We start from the raw sequence: 14,287 nt of genomic DNA, 5'->3' as shown, positions 1-14,287 counted from the left end.
ATAATTTTTTGAAAATAAGATAGTGAAAATTAAAGAACCTAAAACATTATTGCTTTAGGTTCTTTAGTATTATTTCTCCATTATGTGGCTTAAAAGTACTTCGCTTCCAAATCCACCGGATTTGGTCATTACAACGATGTCTGAATAGTTACCTTCTTCAATTAAGCATAAAGGCACTCCCGGTACTACTGCATATAATACGTTCATTTCAGTTACATTCATTTGATCCAATAATGCTGCAGCCCCATCTCCACCGAATAGTATAAGACTATCAAATTTTTCATTATCAAGGCAGAATTTACTTAAATCAGCTAAGTGTTGAGAAATTTCTTTAGCGGTTTCAGTAATATTTGCCGATTTTGCATTTACGACTTTTGCTGGGTTTGCTCGAATAATCACATTATCCTTACTAAAACGTATTAGAGCGTTTAATTGTAGTTTTAGTGAATGTTCTGACTGCGAATAGTTCATCAACTGCGAAGGTGAAGGATGAAATACAATCGATTTTCCACCTAAAGTTGAAACATATTCATCAACTTGAAGCTGGCTTGTTTCGTGAATTGATGTTACTACAATTAATGTTCTACCTAATGTAATCTCTCGCTTTGGTCTCGGTTTATTTTGAATATTTTTCAATTTCTGTGCTAATCCAGCTGAGCCAACAGGAATAATTTTATTTCCTATATGGTTTATAACTTTTGCAATAATTGCAAGATCTTCGTGCGTTTTAGCATCAATAACGATCTGTTTATATTCACTATTTTCAATAGATGCCTGCAAATTATCGACCGTATCACACGGAATTACTTGAGCATCAGGCAATAATTCTTTCAAAAATGATCTTTTTTAATCATATAGATTTTATTTAATCTAATGGTAAGGATTATAAAGCAGATTAGAAAAGTAAAATGTTATTTAATTTGAATAAACACTTCCCTTTTTAGCAAAAAACGGTATCATTACGCCTCTTAAATGTAACCCTACATTTAAGTTTGTTTCCAACCTATCCTATCTTGGGACAAATAGGGTAAAAACAAAAAAGCTGGAACGCTTTTTTTAATAAGTAGCGAGTCAAATGCCCCATGGCGTCTAGTCTCTCGGGATTTGAGAGCTTAGGCTTCCTCCGCAAGGCACCCGACTTATTTTTTTCACCTCTTTTAGAAGGTTTATTTCAATGACAATTAAAACCCCTGTTCAAGCAACTCTTGCTTCAAATCAATACTTTTTAGATCGCCAAGATATAATGGAATCAAACGTGCGTAGTTACCCGCGTAAACTGCCGTTTGCTTATCAAAAAGCACAGGGCGTTTGGGTAACTGATGTTGAAGGTAATGAATACCTCGATTTCTTAGCTGGTGCAGGAACGCTTGCATTAGGTCATAATCACCCTAAATTAATTCAAGCAATTAAAGATGTTTTAGACAGCGGTTTGCCGTTACATTCTTTAGATATTACCACTCCATTAAAAGATGCTTTTACCGAAGAATTACTCTCTTTCTTCCCTAAGGATAAATACATCTTACAATTTACCGGTCCATCTGGGGCAGATGCCAACGAAGCGGCAATAAAATTAGCGAAAACTTATACCGGTCGTAGCAATGTAATTGCATTCTCTGGAGGTTTCCATGGTATGACACACGGTGCATTATCTTTAACCGGTAACTTAGGTGCAAAAAATGCTGTGCAAGGTTTAATGCCTGGTGTGCAATTCATGCCTTATCCACACGAATACCGTTGCCCATTTGGTATTGGCGGTGAGGCTGGTGTGAAAGCGGTTGAACATTATTTTGAAAACTTTATTGAAGACGTGGAAAGTGGTGTGGTAAAACCGGCAGCAGTAATTTTGGAAGCTATTCAAGGTGAGGGCGGTGTTGTTCCGGCTCCAATCAGCTTCTTACAAAAAGTACGTGAAGTAACCCAAAAACACGGCATTTTAATGATTGTGGATGAAGTACAAGCCGGTTTCTGTCGTTCAGGAAAAATGTTTGCCTTTGAACATGCAAATATTGAACCCGACATTGTAGTAATGTCAAAAGCAATTGGTGGTAGCCTTCCTTTAGCAGTTTTAGCTATCAAAAAAGAATTTGATGCATGGCAACCGGCAGGACATACAGGCACATTCCGTGGCAACCAATTAGCGATGGCAACAGGCTATGTTTCTCTCAAAATTATGCGTGAAGAAAACTTGGCTCAGAACGCAAAAGAGCGGGGTGAATACTTAACTAAAGCCTTAACTGAATTAAGCAAAGAGTTTCCTTGTATCGGGAATGTGCGAGGTAAAGGTTTAATGATGGGTATTGACATTGTGGACGAACACCAAGCCAAAGATGCAACAGGTGCTTACCCACGTGATTGCGATTTAGCGGTAGCTATTCAAAAATATTGTTTTAAAAACAAATTGTTACTAGAGCGTGGTGGTCGTGGCGGTAATGTGGTACGTATTTTATGTGCGGTAAACATTACTCAAGCAGAGTGTGAAGAGTTTATTAAACGCTTCAAACAATCTGTAGCCGAAGCTGTGAAAGCGGTACGTGGTTAATTTTTGATAAAACAAGCGGTCATATTTTGCAAAAAATTTGCGAATTTTGACCGCTTGAATTGTATATAGCATTGAATGAGATAACAAAAATGACAGATATTTCCAAACACAGACAATCGCTATTTTGTAGCGATCCACAATCTATTGCGGATTATGAAACCGCAATGAACAATGCGGTACAAGCGGTATCAAATTGGCTAAAAAATGAAAAAATGTACACCGGCGGTTCGATCAAGCAAATGCGAGCCTTGATTGACGGCTTCAAGCCGACCAAAGAGGGAGTGGGAGTGCAAAAATCTCTTGAGCATTTGGTAGAGATTTTCCTCAACCCAAGCCTTAAAGTTCACCATCCACACTCTTTAGCTCACTTACATTGCCCGACAATGGTGACCAGCCAAATTGCAGAAGTGTTAATTAATGCGACTAACCAATCTATGGACTCTTGGGATCAAAGCCCTGCGGGATCTATTATGGAAGAGCATTTAATCGACTGGTTACGCCAAAAAGTCGGCTATGGTGAAGGTACAGCTGGGGTGTTTACTTCAGGTGGTACACAGTCGAATTTAATGGGCGTATTGTTAGCTCGTGACTGGGCGATTGCGAACCGTTGGAAAAATGAAGACGGCTCTGAATGGTCGGTGCAAGCGAATGGTATTCCTGCTGAGGCAATGAAAAACGTGAAAGTGGTTTGCTCGGAAAATGCCCACTTTTCGGTACAAAAAAATATGGCGATGATGGGAATGGGCTTCCAATCGGTAGTCACTGTGCCGTCAAATGCCAATGCTCAAATGGACTTAGAAGCGTTAGCCAAAACCTTAGCAGACTTAAAAGCTGATGGTAAAATCGTAGCTTGTATTGTAGCAACTGCAGGCACAACCGATGCCGGTGCGATTGATGATTTAAAAGCAATCCGCAAATTGGCGGACGAATACCAAGCGTGGTTACACGTTGATGCTGCTTGGGGAGGTGCTTTATTATTATCGAAAGATTTCCGTCATTTCTTAGATGGAATTGAATTAACCGACTCGATTACACTCGACTTCCACAAACATTTCTTCCAATCCATTTCTTGTGGGGCATTCTTGTTAAAAGACGAGGCGAATTATCGTTTCATTGATTACAAGGCAGATTACCTCAACTCAGAATATGACGAAGAACATGGTGTACCAAACTTAGTAGCAAAATCACTGCAAACAACTCGTCGTTTTGATGCGTTAAAATTATGGTTTACGGTAGAAGCCTTGGGTGAAAATCTGTATGCTTCAATGATTGATCACGGTGTGTATTTATCAAAAGAGGTTGAGGCTTACATTACTGCTACCGAAGGCTTGGAAATGTTAGTACCTGCACAATTTGCCTCAGTGCTGTTCCGTGTTGTGCCGAAAGGCTATCCGGCAGAATTTGTGGATACATTGAACCAAAACGTGGCTGATGAGCTGTTTGCTCGTGGTGAAGCGAATATTGGTGTCACGAAAGTCGGTAACAAGCAATCACTAAAAATGACAACCTTAAGCCCGATTGCTACTCTTGAAAATGTGAAAGCCTTATTAGCACAAGTGTTGGCAGAATCAGAACGCATCAAAGATTCTATTGTAAACGGCACCTATATCCCGCCTATTGATTAAACGATTGGCAAAATTATACCTAAATCAGGCCGCTTATCAGCCTTGAATTGGTTAATGAGCGGTCAATTTTTTGACTTTTTATAAAATCTATTGAGATTTTTGCTGTCATCACAAGTTAATTAATCGCTAATTTCCTCAATACTTCACCCAACCCACTTTGACGCTCAGTCGCTTTACTCACCGCCATATTCCATACTTTGCGGTCAGAAAAAACAGTAACTTGATTGATTGCTCTTGTTACTCCTGTATAAACCAATTCTTTACATAAAACAGGATTGGCTTCACAAGGCAAAACCACAAAGGTATGAGAAAATTCTGAACCTTGGGATTTATGAATAGTCATGGCAAATGCCGGACTATGCTCAGGAATACGACTTGCTAATTCAGCCTTACCATTTTCAAACCAAAAATGCCCTTTTAAGCTACCATCAGGTTGTTTTTCTGCTAAATACAACGCAATATCACCATTAGCCAATCCGAGACGGCTATTATTTTCAGTAATAATGATTGGTTTTCCAATATAGAAATCACGACTATGATTAAATTGCACAAGTCCTTTTTTCTTTAATTGTTCTGCAATAAGTTGATTGAGATTTTCGCTCCCCAATTCTCCTACCCTAAGTGCGGTCAAAAATCTCACTTTATTGAATGCGGCAAAAATAGCCGCAATATGCAGTTTAATCGGTAAGTTATTTTCAGTAATTTTGTGAATAAGTTGCAAATATTCTTCATAATTTTGCACCGCACTTTGCACGACCAATTGACTGCAATATTGAGAATAATGGTGTGCTAATGGCTGTTCATCAATATTAGTTTGTTCATATTGTGTAGAATAATCCACTAAATTGATTTCTCCCGTGTCGTTTGTGTTATTTTCTTGTTGATATTGATGAAATAATTGCCAACTTTCAGCAATTTTTTGTTGGTTAATTAATTGAGCTAATTTACCAATATAAGGATGTTTACCGAAACGACGACTGCCTTCTAAGTTGCATAAACAATCACGAATAAGATTTTCATCTGCATGATGTTCTAAGTTTTCCCCTGTTGTTTGCTGTAAATAATCTGCTAACTTTGAACTAATTGAATATTGTCTAAAAGTACCTAATTCAGCCAAAATCGCTCCTGCTTCAACAGAAGATAACTGATCCTTATCGCCAAGCAAAATCAGCTTACAACTCGGTTTCAAGGCTTGTAATAATTTCGCCATTAGAAACAAATCCACCATAGATGCTTCATCTACCACCAAGAGATCTATCGGTAGTGGATTACGTTTATTATATTTCGTCTTTTCTTCAAAAAATCGCACACCAATTAAACTATGAATAGTTTCAGCATTAAAAGGAATAGCATTTTTTATATGTTCACTAACTTTAATTAACTCCTTTTTTGTCAATAAATTAAAGGAATTTTTCATACTAATTTTTAAGCGTTCTGAAGCTTTTCCGGTTGGGGCAACCAGGCGAATAACTAATTTTCCCTCTGCCAACTCCTGTAATGCCAATAATAATCGAGTAACTGTTGTCGTTTTACCTGTTCCGGGTCCACCTGTAATCATGCAAAAAGGTTGATGAATTGCCGTTGCTACAGCAATTTTCTGCCAATTATGCTTTTGTTTTAAACTATTATCTTCATGCTCTACCGGGAAGTATTTTTGTAAGATGCCTTGAATTTTTTCTATCGGATATGGTTGATTTTCTTTCTGTTTTATTGTTCGAATTAAAAATTCGGCAATTCGATGCTCATCTTGCCATGTGCGATAAAAATATAGGCGATTATTTTGTAGCACCAAGGGCTTTACCTCATTAATAGGATCTTGAGTAAATGCGATATGATTAATGAGTAAATTTTGCCATTCAGATTGTGTAATATTCCCTATTTTCTCTTTAATATCAATAAGGTAACTTTTTTCCGCATAAGGTAAATTAAACAGATTTCTAAAAGAAAAATTTTCTAATTTTAAGCACGTATGTCCTTGTTGGTTATGAAAATTACAAAGTACGGCAAGTAAAATAGCTAAATTTTTAACTTGTAATGAATAATCTAATTCCCGTTGTTTATCTGCAATCAACTTTGCAAAATAATAATCACCGGCTTGAATAAATTTCCTTTCCTTAAGTTGATACAAAATATTTAGCATTAAAATAAACTCTCCAATTCAGAAATCAAACGCCAATCCGGTTTATCAAAAAACACTCCGGAATTATCTTTTCCATTCATTCCACGTAAAAAAGTATAAATCACACCGCCGAAATCACGCTGATAATCATACTTTCTATCCCGCTCTTTTAAATAACGATGTAATGCAATGGTATAAATTAAATATTGCCAATCATAATGACTATTACACATTGCTTGGATTAAATTTTCTTGCTGATAGTCTTGGGGGGAATAGCCTAATAAATTAGACTTATAATCTAATAAGTAATACTTGCCTTCAAAACGAACGACCAAATCAATAAAACCTCTCACCATACCTTTAATTCTATCCATCAGTATCGGTGATGACGGTAAATGATGATACTTACTTAACAGCCGATTAAAGACATTTTCATTAAATGATTGATTTAATTTCAAATAAAATTGCATTTCTTTTAAACAATCTTGCGACTTGATATTGCCTAAAGTAAAGCCTGCAATATCCTGTTTTAAAGGCGTATTAAAAATCGCATTTATCCATTTTTTCAATGGATTTTGCCATTCATCACTTAATTGTAACGCCTGACAAAGTTTAGATAATTGCTCATCATTCAATGCCTGCATCATATTATATTTCTCAAAATAACGATGGAATTCGCTACCAACATGGACACCATGAGGAAAATCAAACGGTGAAAAACCTACAGGATAATCAGAGTCTGCACTCAACTTCATATCAAAAGACGCTGACATATCATGACCATTTTCTTTCACATCATAATCTCTTGCTTGATCAAAAACTCCGGATATTTCAATCTGCAGTGCTTTTTGTCGAGAACTTAAAGATCTGTTACGTTGATGACGGTAGGTCATTTCAGTAAAACTTGTTACAGTCCAATTACGCTCAATCTTGCCATGAAATTCTTCCGCTTCAACCGGCGACAATGCCTGTTGCACTGTAATATACTCATTTCTCCTTACTAATAATTTTTTATCTTCCTCTATTTCAACACATTGTTCACCTAATTCCTCAATTATTGGACTTAACAATTTTTTTGCATCATATTCATCATCAATTCTTTTATTTACACCAATTTGTCCCTTAGTTAATACATAAAGTAACGCATTCCATTTTTTCTCAAAAACGCGAGGAAGATTAATAACAATCTGATATTTCGCTCGAGTAAGTGCAACATAGAGTAAACGGATATCTTCCGCCATACGCTCTTTTTCAATTTCATCGGAATGTTGCTTATCCATATCCCATAACACTTGTTCTTGATTTTCATCATAATAAGTATTAATGGCATTATCTCGGAATAGGGACGGCTTACAAATAAAAGGAATCCAAACTAAATCATAAGCAAGCCCTTTGGATTTATGTAATGTAACAATCTTGACTAATTCTCGATCACTTTCTAACCGAATTTGTTCTTCCAAACGTTCTTCGCCTTGAATCTGTTTCTCAAACCAACGAACTAAGGAGGACTCGGTATCATTTAAACGGGTAGCCTGTTGCAATAACTCACTTAAATGCCACAAATCAGTCATTTTTCTCTCACCTTGTTCCATCATTTGTAAATTTTCATTAATTTTTTCAACTGCAAATAAATGATGCAACATAGGTAAAATACCCTGCCTGTGCCATTGTTGTTGGTAGGCAATAAATCGCTCAACACAGTTTTCCCATAAGTTCTCATCTTGCTTAATTTGGAATATTTCTGCACCGGTTTTAGCAAAAAGAGCGGTACTCAACGCATTTAAAATATTATTTTCATTTAACGGATTTAAACAAGCTCGTAAAATATGCAACAGTTCTTTTGCAGTGATACTATCAAAAACGTTACTACGATCTGAAAGATAAACTGATGCAATACCTTTATCCCTTAAGGCTTTTTGTATTTTCTCCGCTTGAGTAAAACTACTGACTAAAACTGCAATATTTTTTGCTTTTAGTGGTTTGTTATCTAAAATAGCTTGATTTTGTACCGCACTTTGTAGCCATTGCTCAATAGATAAAGCACAATTTTCAGCAAGTTGTGTGTCATTGTTGTCAGTCAAATAACCTCTTAATGCAGGTTCAATTCTCCCATTTAAGCAAAATCGGTTGGGAAGAAGATTTCCTTGAGTGTCATAATATAATCCTTTAGCAACCTGTTGAAATGGAATTTTTTCATGTAAAAAAGGAGGATTTTCTTGAAAATCAAAAAGATAATTTATCGTCTGAATAAGAGGTTGTGTAGAACGCCAATTTTCGCCCAAACTAAATCGATATTGTGCTTGTTCCGTTGCTTTCAGATAGGTAAAAATATCCGCACCACGAAATTTATAAATAGATTGTTTAGGATCCCCAATCATAATAAAGCCCGTATTTTTCACCGCACTTTTAATATAAATTTGATAAAAAATATCATATTGCTGTTGATCTGTATCCTGAAACTCATCAATCATAGCAAAAGGATATTGATGGCGAATAAGTTGTGCTAATTTATCTCCTTGTGGTTGATATAAAGCATTGCGTACCAGACGTAAAAGATCATCAAACCCCTTTTGTTGATGCGTAAGTTTATAATCCATTATTTTACGATTTAATTCATGAACACAATGGTATAAAAGTACAGAAAAATTATTTGAAATTTGAGTAACTTCATTGGTCACTAAGTTTTCCAATTCGGAAAATAAATCATGCGATACTAAAGGTTCTTTTTTATCTAATTCCAATTGATAAAAATATTTTGCCGCCTCAGGTTGCTGAATATCCTCGTTTTCTGCCCATACTCGCATTTTATTAAAACGACTTTCAAACCAATCTTTACGCCATTTTTTTAAAGCGACAAGCTCTCTTAACGCTTTTTCATTTTCTAACCAACGTTGTTTAAATTGATGAATTTTACTAAGTTGAGGCTCAACTTGAGTATGTAAAAATTGCTGCAGAGAAATCTCCAATAAGTGCGGTTTTTGGGTATTTACTTTTGGCGGCTGAGAAAGATATTTATAAACGTAAGATACCAGTTGCCTCGGCGATCCTAATTTTTTGAAAATGAAGTTTGCGACTGACAAAGGCTGATGATAAAAATTTTCACGCCATAGCTCATTTGCCAAACGTTGAATTAGTTCAGATTCATCACTCACCAGTTCCATATTAAAATGTACCCCCGAATTAAAGGCATATTGCATTAATACTCGGCGACAAAAACTATGAATAGTCGAAACGGCGGAAATATCCAAATTTCGTTCTGCTAAAGTTAAACGATAGACTGCAAGATCGATGTCTTTAATATAAGGCAGTAATTCTTGCAGAAATTGATCTTCAAGTAATGTTTTATTTTGATGTTGCTGATATTGAATTAACGCTTGTTTTGTTTGATAAATACGTTCCCGAATACGTTGCTTTAACTCTTGTGTTGCCATTTCTGTATAAGTTACTACCAAAATTTGATCAACTTCCAATGCCTGAGAAAAATTATTTTCTCCCGCTTGTAATAACAAGCGAATATAAAGAGAAACGATGGAATGAGTTTTTCCTGTACCGGCAGATGCCTCAATTAAACTGACCGCACTTAACGGAGTAGAAATAGGATTAAAAGGTTGAAAGACGGATATGTGTAAGGAAGAATATTGATCTTGTAAGCTGGTCATGAAATTAAGCATCTTCGATAGAACATAGAATATTGACTAATTTACCTAACCTAAACTCTTTTTGCAAACCTTCAAACCGATGTAAAAATAAAACGGAGCAGATCTTCCGCTCCGTTCTCATGTTATTTGCCATTCAAACTATCTAAATTACGTAATGCTTCAATACGTTTTTCCAATGGAGGATGACTTAAGAATAAAGAAGCAAGTCCCCCACGTTTTCCATTGATGGCAAACGCAGCTAGCTGCCCCTCCATTTCTTGTGGCTCATGCAACGTTTTCAAACGTTGTAACGCTGCAATCATTTTATGTTTACCCACTAATTCCGCTGAACCGGCATCAGCTTTAAATTCACGATAGCGAGAAAACCACATTGCAATCATACTTGCTAATACACCAAACACAAGCTCAAGAACCATTGAAATCATAAAATATATACCTTGACTGGTATTTCCATCACGATCTGTAGCAACAACTTTTGCCAGCATTCGAGAAATAAAAATGACGAACGTATTTAATACGCCTTGCAACAAAGTCATCGTTACCATATCACCGCTTTTAATATGGCTTACTTCGTGAGCTAAAACCGCTTCCGCCTCATCTCTTGTCATAGCATTTAGTAATCCTGTACTCACGGCAACAAGTGAATTCTTTTTTGTCGCACCTGTTGCAAAGGCATTTACATCCGCTGAATGATAAATGGCAACTGTCGGCATAGGTAATCCTGCTCTTTCTGCCTGTGAATGCACCGTTTGAAGCAACCAATGTTCCGTTTCATTACGAGGTTGTTCAATAACTTGACCATTTACCGAACGTAATGCCATTGATTTTGACATCAGTAAAGAAATAATAGATCCCGTAAAACCAAATAAAGTAGCAAAAATCAACAATCCCACCGCATCTTGGCGTTGAATACCGGTCAACGTCAAAATAATGTTAAAAACAAATAAAACGGCAAAGTTAGTTGCTAAAAATAGCAAAATTCTCATCATAATAAAGTTCCTTTACATTAAAAATTCCCTGCCTATGATAAGGACAAAATATTGAAACTCAAGGGTAAAATAAAAAAATTTGTTACCATAAACTCATTTGTTTTTGCTCAATTATTGTAGGAATACTGACATATAATCCAACTAAACGCACAGAACGATTTTGATGTCGTTGCCAAATTTGAGTTAATAGTTTTACAAAATTTTCTTGCGAACATTTCACCGCACTTTTTTCTAATGTTGTTATTTGGAAGTCATAAAATTTTAATTTCACACCTATTTTACAAAAACATTCTAAGGGAATAGCAGGACAAGTCTTTTTAATTCGTTTCAATAAAAGAGGATAAAGGCTATTAATAACCTCAATACCTTGTTCAACCTGCAAAATATTTTTCATTAAAGTTCGTTCCAGCCCGATAGATTTAGGTTCACGATGAGACTGCACAGGGCGTTCATCTATGCCTTGACTAAATTGCCAAATACGATGTCCTATTTTACCAAATCGATCGATTAAAACATGATAGTCAAATTGTTGAATATCCGAACAAGTTTCCAATCCCATTTGCTGTAATCGTTGCGTTGTCACTTTTCCCACTCCCGGAATTTTTTTCAGTGGAAGTTGCCTAATAAACGTTGCAACTTCTTCAGGCTTAATAACAAACTGTCCATTGGGCTTATTCTGATCTGAAGCAATTTTAGCCAAAAATTTTAACGGAGCAATACCGGCAGATGCCGTTAATCCCGTTTCCTGAGTAATGATTTGTCTAATTTCTTCTGCAATCCACGTTGCTGAGCCTGAACATTTTTGACAATCCGTTACATCCAAATAAGCCTCATCTAAAGATAAAGGTTCAATTAAATCCGTATAACGCAAAAAAATGTGTTGGATTTGTTGCGAAACCTGCTTATATAAAGGCATATTTACAGCTAATAATACCAAATCGGGACAAAGTTTCAGTGCTTGCGATGTTGGCATTGCACTATGTAAGCCAAACTGACGAGCAACATAATTACAAGTACTTAATACCCCACGCTGATTAGCCAATCCGCCCACAGCAACAGGTCTATCATACAATTCCGGTTTATCTCTTATTTCAATAGATGCATAAAAGCAATCCATATCAATATGAATAATTTTACGAAACATCATTGTTAAAAGTGCGATTAAAATGTTCAAATTTGACCGTATTCTAACATTTTTACTGTATAAATAAACAGTTTTTTGTTGTTTTTCTTATTTAACATCATTTATACCTATTTTTCTCCAAGTAATGTCTTTTTAGCTATGCTTTTTTGAAAGCTGTACATTTTATTCTCCTTCTTTCCTATACGGTCCTACCAGCTAAAATTTTTGACAAAATCACTGATTTTTTTGCAAAAAAGGCATAGAATACAGGACGCATTTGCACCTTAATAGAAATGTTATTAAAATGCGGTGTTATTTTGTGCTAAACCATTTTTAGGAAAATCAGATGAGCCAAGAATTTTTGGATTTTGAACTGCCTATCGCTGAATTAGAAGCGAAAATTGAGGCTTTACGTTCAGTTTCACAACAAGATCAACAGATTAATTTAGATGATGAAATTACTCGTTTACAAAAGAAAAGTGCGGAGCTAACGCAAAAAACTTTTGCTAATTTAGATGCTTGGCAGGTATCTCAAATGGCTCGCCACCCTAATCGTCCTTATACTTTAGACTATATTGAACATATTTTTACAGATTTTCAAACACTGGCAGGCGATCGTGCTTTTGCTGATGATCAAGCAATTATCGGTGGATTGGCTCGTCTAGAGGAACGTCCCGTTATGATTATCGGTCATCAAAAAGGACGTAGCATTAAAGAAAAAGTAAAACGTAACTTTGGTATGCCCGCACCTGAAGGTTATCGCAAAGCATTACGTTTAATGCAAATGGCGGAACGATTCAAGTTGCCAATCATTACTTTCATCGACACGCCTGGAGCTTATCCAGGGGTCGGTGCAGAAGAAAGAGGTCAATCTGAAGCTATTGCACGTAATTTACGTGAAATGTCTATGTTAAAAGTACCGATCATTTGTACAGTAATTGGTGAGGGCGGCTCGGGAGGTGCGCTTGCTATCGGTGTTGGTGATAAAATCAATATGCTGCAATACAGTACTTACTCCGTTATTTCTCCGGAAGGCTGTGCCTCGATTTTATGGAAAAGTGCAGAAAAAGCCTCTACAGCAGCAGAAGTAATGGGCTTAACAGCTTCTCGTTTGCACGAATTAAAACTAATTGATAGCATAATTGAAGAACCCTTAGGAGGTGCACATCGCAACTATGACACTATGTCAAATAATCTGAAAAAACGTTTGTTAGCCGATCTTGCCGACTTGGATAAATTAGATCAAGAGACTTTATTAGATCGCCGTTACAAACGATTAATGAGCTATGGTTATTGCTAATTTTATAAAAATAGGGCGGTCTTATACCGCTCTTTTCTATTTATAGATATGTTATATAGGAAGAAAAAATGAAAAATATTCTCTCAATTCAATCTCACGTTGTTTATGGCTATGCAGGCAATAAATCAGCAACATTTCCGATGCAGTTGCTAGGCATTGATGTTTGGGCGTTAAATACAGTGCAATTTTCTAACCATACACAATATGGAAAATGGACCGGCATGGTCATTCCCAAAGAACAAATTGGTGAAATTGTACAAGGTATTGATAATATTGGAGAACTTCATCAATGTGATGCTGTCCTGTCCGGTTATATCGGCTCAGCAGAACAAGTAGAAGAAATTATAAAAGCCTTTCATAAAGTAAAAGAACGTAATCCAAAAGCAATTTATTTGTGCGATCCGGTGATGGGACATCCTGATAAAGGCTGTGTTGTTGCAGATGGTGTTAAAGAAGGACTGATTAAAATTGCGATGGCTCAGGCAGATATTATTACCCCAAATTTAGTTGAACTAAGAGAATTAAGCGGATTAGCGGTTGAAAATTTTGAACAGGCTATTGAAGCAGTAAAAGTGATTCTAAGTAAAGGTCCGAAAAAAGTATTGGTTAAACATTTAAGTCGTGTTGGTAAGAATGCTGCACAATTTGAAATGTTATTGGCAAATAATGATGGTATTTGGCATATCAGTCGCCCATTACATAATTTCAATAAAGAACCTGTTGGCGTAGGTGATTTAACCGCTGGATTATTCCTTGCAAACCTACTGAATGGAAAATCGGATGTTGAAGCATTTGAACATACTGCAAATACAGTAAATGACGTAATGGAAACAACACATAATGCAGGCGTCTATGAACTTCAAACTATTGCTGCTCGTGAATGGATTGTTAATCCGAAAAGCCAATATAAAGCAGTAAAAATAGGTTAATCTT

At 36.2% G+C, this 14,287-nt stretch carries 9 protein-coding genes; 4 read left to right on the top strand and 5 right to left on the bottom strand.

What is annotated here, in order from left to right; all coding sequences use genetic code 11:
* Positions 1 to 69: 69 nt before the first annotated feature.
* Positions 70 to 834, bottom strand: coding sequence for a nucleotide-binding domain containing protein (locus HNR69_RS00415; RefSeq protein ID WP_232451469.1), 765 nt, complete (start codon positions 832 to 834; stop codon positions 70 to 72).
* A 340-nt stretch (positions 835 to 1,174) separates the two neighbouring features.
* On the opposite strand from HNR69_RS00415, the gene HNR69_RS00410 reads away from it, so the two are divergent.
* Together HNR69_RS00410 and ddc are read left to right on the top strand one after the other, a co-directional pair.
* Complete coding sequence (locus HNR69_RS00410; RefSeq protein WP_075293902.1) at positions 1,175 to 2,539, top strand: diaminobutyrate--2-oxoglutarate transaminase; 1,365 nt, start codon at positions 1,175 to 1,177, stop codon at positions 2,537 to 2,539.
* A gap of 89 nt (positions 2,540 to 2,628) precedes the next feature.
* A complete protein-coding gene (ddc, locus tag HNR69_RS00405) occupies positions 2,629 to 4,164 on the top strand; it encodes an L-2,4-diaminobutyrate decarboxylase (RefSeq protein WP_012340553.1) in 1,536 nt (511 codons plus the stop codon).
* Between the two features lie 115 nt (positions 4,165 to 4,279).
* Here ddc and recD read toward each other — a convergent pair whose 3' ends face one another.
* The 4 genes from recD to dinB form a co-directional block, all read right to left on the bottom strand.
* Positions 4,280 to 6,304: an exodeoxyribonuclease V subunit alpha gene (gene recD / locus HNR69_RS00400; protein WP_075293903.1), complete on the bottom strand. Its 2,025-nt coding sequence runs from the start codon at positions 6,302 to 6,304 to the stop codon at positions 4,280 to 4,282.
* Positions 6,304 to 9,954, bottom strand: coding sequence for an exodeoxyribonuclease V subunit beta (recB, locus tag HNR69_RS00395; RefSeq protein ID WP_075293904.1), 3,651 nt, complete (start codon positions 9,952 to 9,954; stop codon positions 6,304 to 6,306). The genes recD and recB overlap by 1 nt, the downstream gene beginning before the upstream one ends.
* A 110-nt stretch (positions 9,955 to 10,064) precedes the next feature.
* A complete protein-coding gene (gene htpX, locus HNR69_RS00390) occupies positions 10,065 to 10,931 on the bottom strand; it encodes a protease HtpX (protein WP_012340556.1) in 867 nt (288 codons plus the stop codon).
* Between the two features lie 82 nt (positions 10,932 to 11,013).
* The gene (dinB, locus tag HNR69_RS00385; protein ID WP_075293905.1) at positions 11,014 to 12,078 is read right to left on the bottom strand and encodes a DNA polymerase IV; all 1,065 of its coding nucleotides are present in this window, start codon (positions 12,076 to 12,078) and stop codon (positions 11,014 to 11,016) included.
* Positions 12,079 to 12,400: 322 nt separating this feature from the next.
* On the opposite strand from dinB, the gene accA reads away from it, so the two are divergent.
* Together accA and pdxY are read left to right on the top strand one after the other, a co-directional pair.
* Positions 12,401 to 13,354 (top strand): acetyl-CoA carboxylase carboxyl transferase subunit alpha, encoded by a 954-nt coding sequence (accA, locus tag HNR69_RS00380; protein WP_075293906.1) that lies wholly within the window; start codon positions 12,401 to 12,403, stop codon positions 13,352 to 13,354.
* A 68-nt stretch (positions 13,355 to 13,422) separates the two neighbouring features.
* Positions 13,423 to 14,283: a pyridoxal kinase PdxY gene (pdxY, locus tag HNR69_RS00375; protein WP_075293907.1), complete on the top strand. Its 861-nt coding sequence runs from the start codon at positions 13,423 to 13,425 to the stop codon at positions 14,281 to 14,283.
* The last annotated feature ends 4 nt before the right edge of the window (positions 14,284 to 14,287 follow it).

It is taken from the genome of Histophilus somni (assembly GCF_014202395.1).
GTDB lineage: Bacteria > Pseudomonadota > Gammaproteobacteria > Enterobacterales > Pasteurellaceae > Histophilus > Histophilus somni.
The sequence above is the reverse complement of the archived record's forward strand: the minus strand, read 5'-3'. Positions and strand labels throughout refer to the sequence as shown.